The organism is Chitinophaga vietnamensis (assembly GCF_902167635.1).
GTDB lineage: Bacteria > Bacteroidota > Bacteroidia > Chitinophagales > Chitinophagaceae > Chitinophaga > Chitinophaga vietnamensis.
The window spans coordinates 246189-263902 of the sequence record NZ_CABHMS010000003.1 but is presented as its reverse complement, the minus strand read 5'-3'; the positions used below and the strand labels follow the sequence as shown (position 1 = coordinate 263902).

10 protein-coding genes and 1 tRNA gene are annotated in these 17714 nt (G+C 50.4%); 3 read left to right on the top strand and 8 right to left on the bottom strand.

Annotated elements, in window-relative coordinates; genetic code table 11:
* Position 1: 1 nt before the first annotated feature.
* The 4 genes from FPG75_RS09215 to FPG75_RS09200 all read right to left on the bottom strand — a co-directional run bounded on the left by FPG75_RS09215 (position 2) and on the right by FPG75_RS09200 (position 8495).
* Positions 2–1189 carry a hypothetical protein gene (locus FPG75_RS09215; protein WP_143306495.1) on the bottom strand — a complete coding sequence of 396 codons (1188 nt, stop codon included), beginning with the start codon at positions 1187–1189 and terminating at the stop codon, positions 2–4.
* Positions 1190–1196: 7 nt separating this feature from the next.
* Positions 1197–1811, bottom strand: a complete 615-nt coding sequence (locus FPG75_RS09210) for a DUF4255 domain-containing protein (RefSeq protein WP_143306494.1) — start codon at positions 1809–1811, stop codon at positions 1197–1199.
* A gap of 547 nt (positions 1812–2358) precedes the next feature.
* Positions 2359–6726, bottom strand: coding sequence for a glycosyl hydrolase family 18 protein (locus FPG75_RS09205; protein WP_143306493.1), 4368 nt, complete (start codon positions 6724–6726; stop codon positions 2359–2361).
* Positions 6727–6986: 260 nt separating this feature from the next.
* Entirely contained in the window at positions 6987–8495 is a 1509-nt protein-coding gene (locus FPG75_RS09200; RefSeq protein WP_143306492.1) for an alpha/beta hydrolase-fold protein, read from the bottom strand.
* A gap of 68 nt (positions 8496–8563) precedes the next feature.
* Between FPG75_RS09200 and FPG75_RS09195 the strand changes: the two genes are divergently transcribed.
* Entirely contained in the window at positions 8564–9904 is a 1341-nt protein-coding gene (locus FPG75_RS09195; protein ID WP_143306491.1) for a vanadium-dependent haloperoxidase, read from the top strand.
* Positions 9905–9917: 13 nt separating this feature from the next.
* Here FPG75_RS09195 and FPG75_RS09190 read toward each other — a convergent pair whose 3' ends face one another.
* Together FPG75_RS09190 and FPG75_RS09185 are read right to left on the bottom strand one after the other, a co-directional pair.
* The gene (locus tag FPG75_RS09190; RefSeq protein ID WP_143306490.1) at positions 9918–11120 is read right to left on the bottom strand and encodes an acyltransferase family protein; all 1203 of its coding nucleotides are present in this window, start codon (positions 11118–11120) and stop codon (positions 9918–9920) included.
* Positions 11121–11204: 84 nt separating this feature from the next.
* Positions 11205–12983 carry an AMP-dependent synthetase/ligase gene (locus FPG75_RS09185; RefSeq protein ID WP_143306489.1) on the bottom strand — a complete coding sequence of 593 codons (1779 nt, stop codon included), beginning with the start codon at positions 12981–12983 and terminating at the stop codon, positions 11205–11207.
* 177 nt (positions 12984–13160) lie between these two features.
* Between FPG75_RS09185 and FPG75_RS09180 the strand changes: the two genes are divergently transcribed.
* Positions 13161–13244: transfer RNA gene (locus FPG75_RS09180), tRNA-Leu, on the top strand.
* A gap of 387 nt (positions 13245–13631) precedes the next feature.
* Positions 13632–14726: a site-specific integrase gene (locus FPG75_RS09170; protein WP_143306487.1), complete on the top strand. Its 1095-nt coding sequence runs from the start codon at positions 13632–13634 to the stop codon at positions 14724–14726.
* 329 nt (positions 14727–15055) lie between these two features.
* Here the strand turns inward: FPG75_RS09170 and FPG75_RS09160 are convergent, their stop codons facing one another.
* Both FPG75_RS09160 and FPG75_RS09155 read right to left on the bottom strand, forming a co-directional pair.
* Positions 15056–15949 carry a DUF4397 domain-containing protein gene (locus FPG75_RS09160; protein WP_143306486.1) on the bottom strand — a complete coding sequence of 298 codons (894 nt, stop codon included), beginning with the start codon at positions 15947–15949 and terminating at the stop codon, positions 15056–15058.
* 13 nt (positions 15950–15962) lie between these two features.
* Positions 15963–17699, bottom strand: coding sequence for a hypothetical protein (locus FPG75_RS09155; protein WP_143306485.1), 1737 nt, complete (start codon positions 17697–17699; stop codon positions 15963–15965).
* Positions 17700–17714: the final 15 nt, after the last annotated feature.

Below are 17714 nucleotides of genomic sequence, written 5' to 3'. Positions count from 1 at the left end.
GTTAAAGTGTTAGAAATATGTCTGAATAGATAAAAGGAGCTTGCAGATTATTGACGGTACTGGTAGATGGATATGGCAGATCAGCCCGTACCACGGCCTCTTTCGGATCGCCAATATATTTTTTCAGCGAGAGCCCCAGCTGATCGTGGGTAGGACTCGAAGCAGATACATACACTTCCTGCAGGTCGAAGGGATTGACAGAAATAAATTCTATCGCGGTATCAGACACGAGGCCCTGCTTGAAGGTGATGCCGGTATCATTGCTGACTACATTCAGTTTACTGAGAAAATCAGTTTTGCTGGCGGGCGACAATGCCGCCATTTCCAGTGCCAGCGGGCTGTTGGCCGTCATGCTGAAAGTGTAGCGCCAGCGCGTTTTGCGGCGGTTGAAGCTGATCATATATTGCGGCGCCGGCGCATTCAATGAGCGGTCGGGTTCCACCACGCGGTAGTTGGCTGGCAGCAGACTGGAAAGCGACAGTTCGATCACGCCCAACACCGGTTGCGAAGGCAATCCCACCGCATAATAAAAAGTATCTTTTACGATGCCGCCGATATAGAGATCACAGATACCGGAGGGCAAGGGCAGCAGGTTATATTTTACATCTCCGAAAGTAAGATCGTTGAGAATGGCCGTGGGCTGCAGTTCCGCGCCGGTAAGGCGATGCTTCACTTTCGTGGTGCCCGGCACTACGGGCGCGCTGTTGCGGAATGAGTAGCTGGCGCCGGAATAGTTGACAAGATCATTGCTGCCTTTCACGCCGCCGCTATCTACCGTGATGTGCAGGTTATTCCTTGGCGCAGCGTTATCCGTTACGCCATTGCTGAAATAATAAAGCTGATTGGAAGCAGGTTGCAGGGGCAGGTCGTTGAAGTTGAGCAGTTCGGGATTGCTGGCAAACATCCAGAAGGAGAGCTTGGCGAATGCGCCGGGAGCAAAGCGCAGCAGGTCGCTGCCGCCTCCGTTCTTCCCTGAAACCCTGGCCAGCACTGCAAATCCGCCGCTGATACCGGAAGGGCGGAATACCATATCCAGTTTATTCATCAGTGCAATGCACTCCGAAGTAGGCGTACAGAGGATATCCAGTTCCGGCGTGACGGTATACTTGGGGCAAACATTATTCTTGTAATAAAGCTGTTGTATGCCCACTTGCAGCAATGGATCATATTTGATTTGCAAACCGCTCATAACAATACTAGTTTTCTTTATAGTTAACTTCTGTAACAGCGCCTGCTTTGTCTTTGCCTCTAGTATCGAATACGGTGAGCAGGCTCATTTTGTATACGGCATTGGGCAGGTATTTCACGCCGAGCATGCCCCAGAGGTTATTCTGCGCTTCGAATGAAAGGCTGCACAGGCGGAAGCTGAGGCGGTCTATCAATTGCCATGGCTTGGTATCGGGAGATGTTACGCTGGCGTTCAATGCCGGGTATGTTTGTGCATCGAAGATGGGGTTAGCCTGGAAGAACGCCGTTACATCCGACAGATCGCGCAGGGAAGTTTCATAGTTCTTGTAATTGGCTACCAGCAGCAGCGATAGCTCAAGCTCTATCGGCGGCTGCAAACGGTAATAGCTTTTATCATCGGCTGGAATATAATAGGGGCGCTTCCCTTCTCTCCTCAACTCCTCTACGCCTACCAGCATGATGGTAACATGCATCGTGTCGTCGAGATTGATGGTACCATTGGGAAGTGCCAGTGGCTTGATGTCCACTACGCCGCCGGCGTAATAGGTAGCAGGGTCCTGCTCTCTTTCCACTATATAGGATTCCAGTTCCTTTTTAATAAATTCCAAAGCAGTGCGTATCATCTCAATAGTGTGTTAATGGTCATGTTGCTTTCATCATCGGCAACAGTTTTCCAATAAGAAATATTATTTCTTTTTAGCTAATGTGACATAAGAGGAAATGGGAGCATTGGGGCATAGCATTTCCAGCAAACAAACAAGTTACGCCTGTATCGATTATCAATACCAATACCAATACAAATACGACAAGCTGAAGTAGATACGCGTGTAATCAGCTACCACAGGCCTTCGCAGCCATAGACAACTATTATTACAGCGTTAACTGCAACACAAACGATACATTAATCAGACAGACAAATTAAACGCTAATAAAACCGACCGAGGGAATTTAACATCATCGTTTTCCGATAACCGTGCTTTTGAGGTAAACAATCTTTGAGGTAAACAATTCGATTTCAAATTTAGCAAAAAAGAATGCACATAAAAAAATAATTTTTGACTTTTTCTGATACTTCCGTAGAAGTACGTATGATACGTGTTTTATGCAAGATGCCATAAAACAGGCGCGCAGCAAGGGTTACCTGCTGCGCGCCTGTTCATTGTATTATAATTATTGTATCCTCATCACTTTGGCGCTGCCGGATATTCCGCTCTGCTGGCCGGTTACACGGATGATCCATGTACCTGCCGGCACGCTGCGCATATCCAGTTTCACTTGTTGCCGTCCTTTTCCGGAAGGGATGAAGACCTGCTGTAACACAGGCGCATGGCCGCTTACGCCCAATACTTCTATCAGCAGTTTTTCACCGGAAGTTGCCTGCCATTGCAATTGCAAATCATTGCCTGCCACCGGATTCGGGTAAGCAACAACAGAGAAGGCAGGCGCTTTACTCGCCGCCGCCATACTGGAAGTAGCGCCAGTGCAATCCTGTACGTACTGCCATGGTTTGCCATCGCCGGTATTGATATCCGGCTGATCGCCTTGTGTCCACCATTTGGCTTTATACACTTTACTATTGTATACTACCTGGGCGCCGCCTACATAGGCCGTAGTGGCCGACCATGCCGGCAAGCCGCTACAGCTGCTTCCGCCGCCGGTACCTACTGTAATGCTCACCGCCGCCGATGTGGTAGTGGCATTGCCATTATCTGTCGCTTTGGCCGTGATGCTGTACGTGCCTGCTGGTACGTTGGTCCAGCTGAAGGCATACGGCGCAGCAGAATCGGTTGCCAGCAAGGTGCTGCCGTTGTAGAACTGTACCCACTTGATGGTACCATCGCTATCGGTAGCCGTGGCCGTGATGTTCACGGTAGCCGGCGCGGTGAAAGTGGCGTTGTTGGCTGGCGCAGTGATGTTTACCACCGGCGGCTGGTTACCCGGCGTGCCGCTACAATCGCTCACGTATTCCCAGGGCAGGCCCGAGCCGGTGTTCTGATCCGGTTGATTGCCCTGTGTCCACCATTTGGCTTTGTAGATCTTGCCATTATATACTACCTGGTCGCCGCCTACATAGGCCGTGCTGGCCGACCATACGGGCAAGCCGTTGCAACCGCCGCTGCCGCCTGTTACAGTAACGCTCACCGGAGCAGATGTCGTAGATGCGTTGCCGTTATCTGTCGCTTTGGCGGTAATGCTGTAGGTGCCAGCGGGTACGTTGGTCCAGCTGAAGGTATAAGGCGCAGCAGTACTAGTGCCCAGCAAAGCGCTGCCATTATAGAACTGCACGCTGGTGATCACACCATCGGAATCGCTGGCGGCCGCCGTGATATTGATAGTAGCCGGCGCGGTAAAGCTGGCATTATTTGCTGGCGATGTAATACTCACCACCGGCGGTTTGTTGCCGGGCGCATTTACTTTTACCGTTACCACCGCAGAAGTAGTGCTGGCGCCTTTATCGTCCGTGGCTACTGCCGTAAGGCTGTAAGTGCCTGCTGGCACATTGTTCCAGCTATAAGTATATGGCGCTGTGGAGTCGGTAGCCAGCAAGGTGCTGCCATTGTAGAACTTCACGCTCTTCACTACGCCATCGGAATCACTGGCATTAGCCGTGATATTGATATTGGCAGGCGCTGCGAATGTAGCGTTGTTGGCCGGTGCGGTGATGCTCACTACCGGCGGTTTGTTCACCGGTGTGGAACCAAAGAAATAATCATAGTAGTTATTGGCAAATTCATCGCCGTTGGCTTTATCCCAGTTCACCGACCAGGTCATGATGCCACGGAAACCGCTATAGCCGGAAGGTTTACGCAGCGTATAGGCGCCGCCGTAAGTAATGCCTTTCATCAGGTAATCCAGCGCTTTCTTCACATTGACGGGCGTGGTATATCCGCCGCCGGCGGCGCTGGCAGATGCCGGGATGCCGAAGGCTACCTGGTCCTGGCGCAATGCCGGGAAGGTTTTACCGGTACCGGATACCGGGAAGCCTTGTAACAGCATTTCAGACATCGATACGATAAAGTCGGACGTTGCCTGGTTATAAACGCCATTGTCCAGCGCCATCACAGAACCGGTATTATAATATTGCGGATGGATGAAAGTAAGTTCATTGCGCAATCCATAGATCACGGGCAGATAAGCGCCTACCAGCGGGCTATATGCAGCCCCATACGCGGTTTGCACGTAATAGGTTTCCGGCGCCATGGTGAGCCAGCATTTCTTTCCTTTGCCGGCACGGTAAGCGATGATCTCTTTTACAGCAGCTACCAGGTTCACCACTTTAGGCGTAGTGGGATTGGTGAAATCATTGTCGCCACTGTTGAGTTGCAGGTTAGTGCCGCCTTCTATATCCAGGTCGAAGCCATCGAAATTATATTGATCGAGCAAGGCTTCCATGGAAGAGACGAAGGCCGTTTTCTGCGCAGCGGTGCTGAGATCCAGCGTGCCGTTCTGCCCTCCTATTGACAACAGCACTTTTCTTCCTTGTGATTGCAGGTATTGCACATCGGCCGCGAACTGCGCAGCGGTGGTATTCTCCGGCACAAAGCTCATAGTGGCTTTGTCGGTACCGCTGATCGCGAAGGCGATCTGGATCACATTGTATTTAGGATTGACATTACGGAGAGGGATATACGGAGATGCATCTGTAGTAGCGCCCCAGTTCTGCCAATAGCCTACGATCACTTTACCGGAATCGATCACCACAGGCGTGGAAGTATTCACGGTGATGTTTACTGCGGCAGAAGTGGTGCTTGCTCCTTTATCGTCCGTGGCTACGGCGGTAAGACTATAAGTACCTGCGGGCACATTGTTCCAGCTGTAAGTATAAGGCGCAGTGGAATCAGTAGCCAGCAAAGTGCCGCCACTGTAGAACTTCACGGTCTTCACCACGCCATCGGTATCGCTGGCTGCGGCTGTGATGTTGATGGCGGCAGGCGCCGTGAAAACAGCATTGTTGGCGGGCGCCGTGATACTCACCACAGGGGGCTGGTTGGCGGGCGTGCCGCTACCGCCGGCAAATACTTCATTGATCTTGTTCACCAATGGAGAGGTCGTATTGGGACAATAGATCAGTTTACCCTTGGCCTGTGTGCTGGCAGTCATATTGAGCATATCGCCGAATACCTGCCAGATGATTACGCCACCGAGGCCATTGTCTTTGATGTACTGGGCTTTTGCGGCGATAGACTTTTCATTATCATAGCTCAGGAAGAAGTTACCTTTTGTTTTGTATGGCACCTTGGCTACATCGTCCCAGTTGTCGGTCCAGCCGGAGCCGCTGCCGGTTTGTTGCAAGATATAGCTATAGTTAGGCGTACCATCCCAGAGATCTTTGGCCCAGTTGGTATAGTCGGCGCAGGTTTGGATGGGGCCATCGGGTTGTACCGTTTCTGCGCGTTTGGTGGTGGGTGCATTGAGTGCGGCGGCGCCGGTGGTGATCACGCCACGGCCGTAGAAAGGCGCGCCCAGGTTCACTTTGCTCATGTTCACGCCGAGGGCGCGCACGGCGCGGGCAGTGGCATCGAGCGAAAAGTTGCTGTACTCGGCGCCGGGATAATCGTACAGGGGCGCATTGTGCCCTGCTTTGTTGGACCAGCCGCCATTGTAGTCGTAGGTCATCATGTTGAAGAAATCGATCGTCTTGTTCAGCCTTGGCCAGTCGAAGCCCGGGAGTTTTCCTGGCGCTGCAGAGAAACAGGAGGTAATGAGTTTGCCGGGGCCGATGGTGGCGCGTATCGCTTCTACCAAAGCTGCAAAATTGGTATAATCTGCCGCGCTGTAGTGTTCAATGTTCATACCGGGATCATTGGGATATTCCCAATCGAGGTCGATACCATCGAAGCCCATGCTCATCAGCTGGCGGCAGCCGGCGAGGAACCTGGCCCGCTTGGCTGTATCGGCGGCCATTTCGGGATAATGTTTGCACATGCTCCACCCACCGATGGAAGCCAGTACCTTCACCCCTTTCTGATGTGCGAGGTCGATCACGCCGGGAGCGCCGCCCTGCTTGGGTACAGACAAAGGAAAAGCGCCGGATTGACCCGTGTTCACATTGCTCCAGCCACTGCCGGAATTACGGTATCCCAGCGTATAGGCGTAACTGTTATCCGGCACATAGTAGAGGATATCCAGCTCTCCATACAGCAGGTACATATCCCAGCTACTGTAGATGTCTGAGTCCACCAGCGCTGCGGGCTGTTGTACGGCGCCAACCTGGTAGATATTTTTGTTGCGGTAGTCGCCGCTGTGCAGCGATCCATCTACCGCCACACCAAAGAAAGAGAAATTGAGGATGGTGTACTGTGAATAATCTACATTCAACTGATTATAACCACCGGCGGGCACAATACCTGAAACATTTTTCCAGGCATCCCATTGGGTGATATAACCAATCACCTGCTTGTTGTGTTGCTTGGTAGTAGCGGGCACTGTGGGGCTCACCTGCGCCTGCACGTTATTGTACAGCCACAGACACAGCAACCAGCTTACCATCATGATGCGGCACGATAGGCCATGTTTGAGAGTAAAGACGGGTTTCATACACGTTAGGTTTTAATAAAGGGTTTATCGATCTTGATTGTGATAATGCTACCGGGCTACCAATATTTACGGCCACGCGAGGCCATTACAGGCTCAATATGCTCTTCATTCAGATGCTTCCGGTTTTCAATAAATATGGCTTCATAACGGTACGGCACAGGTACTCGGGCTCCGGCTGGGGAGTCGTGCGAACTTGTCTACAGTACCATCTGTTTTAAAAAAATTTTTCGCACGCTGCAACAATCATGCTGCAATCGAAATCACCTGCTATATAAATGCTCCAATGGAAGTGGGTAGTCTTCCTTAGCATCTGGTTTGATGTAGACGGCCTGGGGATCATTGCCGCCTTTTTTATAATTATAGATGATCTGCAAGGGATAGAAACCTTTTTCCAATGGCAGCAGGAAATGCTCGCCGGTACCGGTTTTGAAATGAAGGCCCAGCACCTGCTTGCCGCCGATAGATACTTTCGTATAGTCGTTACTGCTACCGATCTCAAACGTATAGTATCCTGGCGTCGTTATTTCGAGCCAGCCCTCCGCCACCAGGCTGAAATCGGCCTCCCGGGAGAATTTGGCCGGATTGAAATCTTTGTCTATCCTGCCGGTATCATCCGGTTTTCGTGTAGCCGTGTTCCAGTCGCCTTTGTAAAAGCGGTAGCGCAGGCCGCCAGCTATAACAGCAGCAGGTTTAGGCGCGGCAGGCAAGGGAGTCCCGGCTTCAAAGCGGGCTTGCAATACACGCCGGTATTCCGGGCGCTTGCCAACGGCAGTAAAAGTAATGGTAGCACTGTTACTAAGCGTAATGGGCGTCTCCTCTCCTGCCAGCGGCGTACTTGTTAACGTATCGCCAATGGCATAATGAATAGCGCCGGGGTTCAAGTTGTAACAGGTCATGGTAAAGGGTTTGCCAGGCAGTATGATGCCATTGTCCGGATTGATCACAATATCGCGTGAGGTATTATAACCGCCGGCAGATGCATAGAATCCGCCGTAGGAGAACTTCATGCCTTCCCAGAAGCATTTGAAGTTGGTAGAGAAATGTGATTCATTATCTACCAGCATCACCTTCCAATCCAGTCCTGCCGGGGCTTTCGCGCGTAGCACGCTGTCTATCCTGTCGATGCCCATGTAGTGATAGGCCGCCCCCTCTCTGCCCGTGATGAACAGGGTGTTGTTCATCTTCCTGATACTGTCAAAGCAATGCGCTGCCAGTTGACTGACAGCAAATTGATCCCACCATAAACTGGGATCGCCGGCAATATATGAAGTAAAAAGATCGGGCGACTTCAAGAAAGCATATACAGTAAAAAGCCCTGCCAGTGAGCCTCCGCAGAGGGTATTCCCTTTCATCTTCACATGATATCGCTCATGTACATAGGGCAGCAGCTCCTCTCTCAAAAATAAAATGAATTGATCCGCGCCGCCATTCCGGGGCAACTTGCCAGTGGGAGTGAGATCTCTGTCGCGCGTGAAGACGCCATCATGCTCCATATTGGGAATGCCTATCAGCAGCAGGTCTTTCGGGATAAAACCTTCCCCCTGTAAAAAGGCGGTTTCTGTTTTCTGAAAATTAAATACATCATCCAGGCAGAAAACGGCATCATGCTCCGTAACGCCCGTCTGTGGCGGTTCCTGCGGCATTATAACATTGATGTATCTTTTTTCTTTCAAAATATTGGAATAGATAGAATCCCTGATCGCATTTTGCTGCGCGTATAAAGAGATACTGATCAACAGAGAGATAAATAGCGGCGGCGTAATTTTCATACTGCAATATTTTTTCTGGTGACGGTGCTTATCTTGCAGGCCATATTTGTTAACCAATAATAGTGATTATGAAAACCCCAACAAAATTCCTCCTGTTGTTCCTGTTTGCATGCGTGTTGTTTGCCTGCAAACGCCAGGACACGCCCCCACAGCCAGCTCCATCATCCCGGGCTTTGACAGAATCTTTATCCTCAGGTAATGCCAGCGTGCCGGTATCCTGGTATCAGCTGGAACTGAAGCTGATCACGGAAACGCCGGGCTTCACGCCACCGGTGGCCGCACGTGCGATCGCCTATACCGGCGTTACCCTGCATGAGGCAGTGGTAAATGGCATCTGGGGCTATCCTACGCTGAGTGGCCAGTTGAACGGCCTCTCACAGATGCCGGCGCCGGACCGCGGCAAAACCTATAGCTGGGCCATTGCCGCCAACAGCGCCATGGCCGCCATTATCCGGCAGCTGTTCCCGAATGCCAGTGCAGCCAATGACACCCTGATCGCGCAGCTGGAAGTCCGCAACCACGACTCCCTTGCCGCCACCGTGCCCGCCGATGTAGCTGCCCGCTCGGTGAGCTTCGGCCAGCAGATCGCGTCAGCGATCTATCAATGGTCGCTCGGCGATGGCGGTAAAGATGGTTACCTCAACAATTTCCCTACCGACTATGTGCCGCCGGTAGGTCCGGGCCTGTGGACGCCCACCCCGCCTGCCTTTCAGCGCGCCATGCTGCCCTACTGGGGCAACAACCGCCTGATGGTAAGGTCCTGCGTGCAGGATACCGGCAACATTTTACCGCCGTCTTATTCTACAGACACCAGCAGCGCCTTCTATCAATCTGCTTATGGTGTGTATCAGATCTCTAAAACGGCCACACCGGAGCAGGTCACTATCGCAAAGTACTGGGCCGATGGCGGTGGTACCTTTACGCCGCCGGGACATATGCTGGCCATCGCCACGCAACTGGCCATGAGTGAAGGCCTCAGTCTGAATGAAGCAGCCAGGCTGTTTGCGCAGATCGGCATCGGGCTGAATGATGCAGGCATCGTCTGCTGGAAGTACAAATACAAGTACAACCTGCTGCGTCCTGTTTCGTATATCCGTGACCGTATCGACAGCAGCTGGCTGCCGCTGATCGTTACGCCGCCTTTCCCTTCGTATACTTCCGGCCACGCGACTTTCAGCGGTGCGGCAGGACAGATACTCGCCGCCAACTTCGGCAACGGCTTCTCCTTCACCGACTACCAGAAAGTGCCGGCCGGCTTTGCGCCCCGCTCCTTCAGCAGCTTCAGTGCTATGGTGGATGAAGCGGCGATATCCAGGGTGTATGGCGGCATTCATTACGATTTCGATAGCGAAACCGGCAAGCAAACCGGCAGCAACATTGGTATCAAAGTATTATCATTAAGATTTTAGCTGTCACGTGTTTTCAGCCCATGTTAGCCCTGCGGTTATCCGCGGGGCTTTCTGTTGGCAATACCTCCATGGCCGCCTGGCGGCCCTTCCGCAGCACATGGTCACGAACACGCATAAACGGTTTTTCGATCAGCTTGTTCAACACCCATGCGGCGGCAAAAGAAGTGATCAAACAGATACCGAACATCAACATACTCTTCCTATCAATATTCCATCCGGAGAAATAATCCTGTGTAAGATGTAATACAATTTTATGGCTCAGGTAGATGCCATACGACAAAGCCGCAATGGTGGCGCTTATCCGCGACCGGAAACGGTATAATATGCTCGCCGGGCTGATGGCTCCCATCAGCATCACCGCATAACCGATGCTCACCAGCGGAAAACCAAATACCGAAGCGCCGTAAGAGCGCTCCTGCACACAAACAAAGTAAGCGCCCGTAAGTATTGCCAGCGATAGCAGCAGCAAGGCATTGCCATAAGGCTCCACGCGCGCCTTCAGCGCGGGTTTGAACTGGTAGGCGGCAGCGATGAACACACCTGCCAGCAGGCCATCGAGGCGGCACCAGGTAGGATAATACACCAGGCTATACCAATAAGCCCAGCCGCTATCGGTGTGCGCGTTCTGGTACATATAGTAGTCCCAGCACAGCGAGCGGATGAAAAAGCCTGCTACAAAAAGCGCCAGGATAATAAAGATGCCCTTGCGCAGCGATTTGAAATACAGCAAAGCGGTGAGCGCCAGTGGCAGCACAAGGTAGAACTGTTCTTCAATGCACAAAGACCATGCATGCGAAAAGGTGCCATGAACGCGGAGATCAAGCCCGATGTTCTGGACGAAAAAAAGGTATTTCCATAGCGGCGCCAGGCCTTCCCGCTCATGTACGGCGGGTATCAGAAAGTACAGGCCGAGTATAAACCAGTACAGCGGCAGGATACGGAAGAAACGTTTGATGAAGAATTCTTTCAGGGCTACGCCTTTTCCTTGTGCGATCCTTGCGAAGAGCTGCGAGGCAATGAGGTAGCCGCTCAGCACAAAGAAAAGGTCGACGCCCGTCCAGCCGAACTTGCCGATGGCCGTTACCCTTTCCGGCGATCCGAACAAACGGCCATAATGATAAATGAAAACAAAGATGATCGCGAATGCGCGCAGATGATCCAGTCCGTGAAGCTTGGGAGAGGCTTCCGGCTGGCGTAATACCCTGGTGATACCCATAAAATTTTTGCCTGGAATTTGAGATCAAGCTAGTGCAAAAAAATTGCCTGCTAATGAAAACTACACCATCGGCAAATGCTTTATTTATGCGGCATACATGGCTTCGATCTCCTCCGCAAATTGTTGCTCGATCACTTTTCTCCTGACAGATAATTTAGGGGTGAGGATGCCATTGTCCACCGTCCATTCCGAAGGCAGCAAGGTGAATTTCTTCACTTGTTCCACATGCCCGAACAGGGGGTTGTATTTATCGACCTGCTCCTGGATGAGTTGCACCACCGCAGGATTTTTGATCAGTTCCTTATTATCTGCCGGCAGCTGTACGCCTTGTGCAGTCAGGCGGGTCCTGATCTGTGCGAAGCTGGGCACGATCAGTGCCGACACAAATTTGCGGCCGGGCCCTACTACCATCATCTGTTCGATGAAGGGGCTTTCGCGCATCTTGTTTTCGATGGCCTGCGGCGCTACGTATTTACCGCCGGAGGTTTTGAACACTTCTTTTTTGCGATCGGTGATCTTGAGGAAGCGACCCTCGATCCAGGCGCCGATATCGCCGGTATGGAACCATCCATCGGGTGTGAGCACTTCTGCGGTGAGCTCGGGTTTCTTGTAATAGCCTACCATCACATTAGCGCCACGGCAAAGGATTTCGCCGTCTTCCGCGAGTTTCACTTCTACGTTGTCGATGGCCGGTCCTACCGTTCCGATACGCCGTCCTTCACTTTCGAGGCGATTTACGGAGATCACTGGTGATGTTTCTGTAAGGCCATAGCCTTCCATGATGGTGACGTTGGCCGCGGAGAAAATGCGGATCAGCTTTTCCTGCAGGGCTGCGGAGCCGCTCACCACCGCTTCTACCCTGCCTCCCAGGGCTTCTCTCCATTTATTAAAAATGAGTTTATTCGCCAGCGCCAGCTGCCAGCGGTAGAATATCGAGCCACGCTTGATGTTGTCGTATTCTTTGCCGAGGTTCACCGCCCAGAAGAAGAGAGCGCGCTTGATGCCTGTGAGCTCCAGGCCTTTGGCCATGATCCTTTCGTATACTTTCTCGAGCAGGCGCGGCACGCAGGTGAACACCATGGGCTTCACCTCCCGGAGGTTGTCGCCGATCGTGTCCATGCTTTCCGCATAGTAGATGCTGATACCGGCATGGATATACAGATAGGACAGCATTTTCTCGAAGATGTGATTGAGCGGGAGGAAGCTCAGTGCGCGGTCATCTACGCGGGCGAAATGGAACACGGGCATGCAGTCGAGCACATTGCTCACGATGTTACGATGGCTCAGCATCACGCCTTTAGGGGCGCCGGTGGTGCCGGAAGTATAGATGATGGTGGCGATGGTGGCTTCGGTGATGCGGTTGCATACTTCTTTTCTTTTTTCTTCGCCGGCGGCGGTGGGCTGTAGTGTTTTCCAGCCGGGTATGCCGGGCACTTCATCGAACGTGAAGAAGCGCTGCAAGGTAGGTATCTCCTGAAAAGCGGGCTGGAAGCGGTCGTACAGCTCTTTGTTGGCGAAGATGGCGATGCGCACTTCTGCCTCGTTGAGGATGGCGGCAAATTCGGCCGGGCTGATGGTGGGATAGATCGGTGTGAGGATGGCGCCGGTTTGTTGTACGGCGAGATCGGTGATGATCCATTCCGGCCGGTTGGGTGATACCAGTACGATCTTATCCTGTTTTTCCGGTACCAGCTCTTCGTTATGAATCCCCAGTTCCAGGAGGCCGGCGGCCAGGTTACGGGCTTGTTGCATTACGTTATCGCAGGACAAAGTACGCCATTCACCGTTCACTTTAGATGCCAGCATGATGCCGTTGGGGCGGCTGCTGGCCTGTGCTTCCGCAAAATCAAATAATCGCTTCATAGATTGAGATTGTTCTTACCTTCTTCAATGTTACAGAAAATTAAGATAAGAAATTCTTCCGTAATGCAGGCCACACGGCATCTTTCAAAAAAAATTAAATATTTTCTTGGTTTTAAATAAAGATTTTCTACATTTGCATCCCGCAATTGACGCGGATGATGCTCACATCAATGAGTTGCCCAGATGGCGGAATTGGTAGACGCGCTAGACTCAAAATCTTGTTTCGGCAACGGAGTGCAGGTTCGATTCCTGTTCTGGGCACTGAGTAGGCTTGTAAGTAATTAACTTACAAGCCTTTTTGTTTTTGGTAAGTGTCAAATTTTCCCGGTTTTTACTGCTTTCTCCCACTATTGTTGACACTCATTTGACACTCACAATGACACTCACTAAATTCCGTGTAAACCGTTTACCACACTTGATTTCATGGGATCGGCCTGAAAAATTCGGATGCAAGTTTCTCACAAGAAAACAGCTACACTGGGTTACCGTCGTAATCTGCCAGCCATCATGTCATAACAAAGGAAAGAGCAAAAATTCTTTTGCTCATATTTTACCACTTACATGCGGCTGCTTATTGAGCAATCAAGCCAGGCGCGTCCGGGCATTGGTTTTGATGACACCCTATTTGTCACTTAAAAATTTGTGTGTATGAACTTCCTGGAGCGATTGAATCAAAAAGGTGATAAGATCTACTACTATTATGATCTCGGGCGGGAAAAAGGTCAACGTCCATCTACGGGAATATTTACCTATGTAAAACCCAAGACTGCCGAACAGCGTATGCACAATGCTGAAACCTTCAAGTTACTCGAAGTCAAAAAGTCTCAGGCGATCCTCGAGAAACAGGCGATTGGCACACCGTTCATCCCGAAGCACAAGTTCAAGGAAAATTTCCTGGACTACTATGCTGACTACGTGAAGAAGAACAAAAAGGATAATAATAAGCACCTTTATTACAGCTTATATCATTTCAAGAACTTTATCAAAGTAGAATATATCTCTCCGAAGGAGATCACCGAGGAATTATGTAAAGACTATCGCCAGTATCTATTGGAGCGCTTGAATGGAGAATGCCCGGCCAACTATTTCAGGCCCTTTCGGAGAATGATCAAAGCTGCCACCAAAGCAGGATACTTCGTCGATAATCCGGTTGAAGATGTTAAAGGAAAGGAAAAAAAGAACAAGCGCGTCAAAGCTAATCTGGAGGCAGAGGACTATTTAAAGTTGCTTCGTACACCTCTTTTCAATGAGGATATCCGTGAAGCATTCATCATCTCCTGTTACCAGGGATTCCGGTTCTGCGACGTATCCCCATTTGCCTGGGAAACTATATCTTTAGAAAAAGGATTTGGAGAACTCACACAGAATAAAACCGGCATCCCATTATCAATTACACTCCACCCGGTAAGCATCGAAATACTTTCCAGACGTTACCAGCGTCTTCCCCCGGAGAAAAGAAAAGGGCCCATTTTCAGACTACCATCTCTTCGGGCATGCAACTATGCGCTGGAAGTGTGGTGCAAGAATGCTGGTATAGAAAGCCATATCACCTGGCACTGCGCGAGGCTGAGTTTTTCCATACTGCTACAGGATAAAAATGTGGAAGCCGTAACAGTAGCACTTCTAATGGGACATACGACGCCAAAATATGTGCTCGCGAATTATAAAAGAATAAGGCCCAAGGACGCGAAGAAATCAATAAATCTTCTTCCTTGTCCTGACGATATTTCCCATAACATATAAGAATCAAATAAAAATATCCAACACAAAGAACATGCTGGCACCTCTTCTTTGTGTTGGATATAACGCATAACGACATTGCAAAACCCTGAAACTATCTGGCATCTGTTTTTCCGCCGGCCATCATTCTATTCAATTCCTCACGTATATAATAACCGCCGTCAGTTTTGAACACCATACTCTCGGTACATCTTTTTGCAAACTGTGTCCGCCCCAGATTGCAATAAATCATAGCCTCCTCCACTTTGAGATATGGTTTGAAACAAATGGAAAAAGCGCGTCGATTGCCGCTGGACGAAAAATTGTGTGTCATTAAAATCATCGTTCAACAGTTAATTGACCGTTCTGACGCAGCCCCTGACGTTGCCGGGAAAACTCACCAGCCTTTGCATGACACTGCCATCCGGCTGTTTCACAGCAAATCTGCAGTTCCATGTATTAACATGACCAAAGAGCAGGACAGTATAGGTGCGGCCGGGCGTAGCAGGTATGGGCACCTGCGTTATTACGCTTGTTGTATCTGCTTTCGGGAATATCCGCAACCGCATTTCTCCGTTTATCACCAGCCCGGCGGTATCCAGGTCATAATAACTGCTGGCAGTGCCATAGGTAAGCGCATGAGGTGTGGCATTGCTGGAGAACTTACGCCCGTTCGAGGCAAAGATATAACCATTGAGGGTGTCTTTATCCAGCACTAGGTCAATATACCGCAGCCTTACTTTTCCGGCCGTACTGGTCTTCTCTTCAGGAAAGCTGAATACGCGGAACAAACCACTCCTGGTACTTGCATTCACATGGGTGGTATCATCTGCCAGATAAATACTGTTGTAGCTGCCGGATGAAAAATCAAGCATAGTATCTGCTACAATAATGCCGGCTGTATCGGCGAAGCGTACACGCTGACTGCCGGCTATAAAATCATAATAGCGCATAGAACGATCCCGGCGGATGGCTTCCTGCGGCCCGTCGTCTGGAATTTCATAATTGCCGTATGCTGAAAATTGCGTCCGCAATAGTGTACCAGCAGTATCAAAGCCCGACATCCATACAAGTCTTGGCCTGGTTGTGCCTGCGGCCATGGAATCATACACATGAGATGCGTTGAAAACATTAATGGAAGTGGAAGCCGGGGCATCTATGGAATGACCGGTTTTGGTACAGGACTGACTCAGCAACCCAAGCACCAAGGCGGTAATCTTTACATATTTATTATTCAACTGGTTCATTGGCATAAGTTGATTAGTGTTTTAAAGCATAAGTGCGGCGCACATCATAATAAAAAGCATAAGCTGGCAACAGCACTTTATAAAAAGGAGCAATCCTGTAAAGGTTGCCCTGCTGATCATAGTTAAGTAATATAGCAGGCAGATCTTCCCGCGTGCCGGTAAACTGGTCATAAGCGCCGGCGGGTGCGCGAAATCCGATGCTGTCCTTTATAACAGGTGCATAGTAGTAAGCCTGCTGACCGGTAAAATCATATACAATACCTGCGAGATCATCGAGAAAACGGTTAGCGCTGCCAGGCAAGGGCGCCAGGCGCCCGTTCTCTCCCCCTAACGCACTATAAGTGGCATTACTGGCGGGCGTCATCGCATCCAGCAGGTTAAAGGGCCCGGTAGGGCCGCCGCCCATAATGGTAGGATATAGTTGGGAGATTATACTGCGGCTGTTGAGATCATATAAAGTAATTTGCAGATTGCCGCCGATACTGGCTTTGGTAAACATGATCCCCTTCACAGGATCCAGTGATAATATAGTGTTTTTGATAGCGCCGCCACCGGGCCAGTCGTTTCTGGTTTTCATCAGGTATTGCACCTTTCCGTCGGGAGTAATTTTACCCAGGTAATTATATCCGTTCAACAGGTATAAGGTACCGTTATACACCTGGGGATAGGCGCTGACCCGGCCTGTAGCGTCAAATCCCCATCTGTTGAAAACTAAACCGATGGGCGTAAAATAAACATCCCCCTGGTTATCAGCCCAGGCCTGGGAGAATGGCAACAGGTTCACCTGCGATGCCTGTCCTTCACCGGTATACAATGTTTGTAACTGGATACTTGATCCAAGCGCATTCACACTATTCTGGTAAATGGGAACAATTGTACGGTTCACTACCTGCAACAGCTTTGTTTGCATATCCAGTTTGCAATAGCGGAAAATCCAGTTGCTGTCTGCATCAGCGGCGGGTCCTGGCGTACCGGGAGTTTTGTAATGGTCGCTGGTGAGCGCAGAGAAATACAGGGTATGCTCCTGTTGGTCAACGGCGCCGTTGTACATTTTAATAATGCTGAACGGTCCCCTGGCATCGCTGAGGTTTTGCAGGTCGGTAACAGGTACTATATTTCCATCTGGACGCAGTAATTGTATTTTACTTTTTTTACTAAAAAACACATTGCCGGTACCCGAGTAGGAAGGATAGAATACCGGGTGGGCCAGAAAAGAATCTATCAAGGGATTGGAAGCGATATTTGAAAAAGCCTGGAAACACAATTGCTGTTTCCATACCAACGTATCTGTTACCGGCGGCAAGTTGCCTTTAGGTACCAGGAACAGCAATGGGCCTTCCAGCGTATATCCGCGACAGTTAACCTTTACCGAGAGCCGGCCAGTGCCCATGGCTGCTGTAAGCACGATGCGGATCGTTTCTACTGATTTGTTATATGTCACCTGATCGGCGTTAGTAATACTGTCTGTTCTATCTATACCAATTACCGTTGCATCCCCCTTCCCTATCTGCACATTCACCTGAGACGGTGCAGCGTTAAAGCGGCCGTTTATCCGCAAGGTATCTCCAACATGATACTGACGGCCAACACCGCGATCGTCCCTGCTGTAATCGAGCTTCAGACTGGTATAGATCTCCGGCGTATTACTCAGTTGTCCGTAATAGTTGTCGGTTTTCTTACAGCCAGTATAAACCAGCAGGAACAGGCACGCTATTATCTCCCCAATTATTTTCCCCTTATTTCGTTTCATAATTTGTTCTGGTTG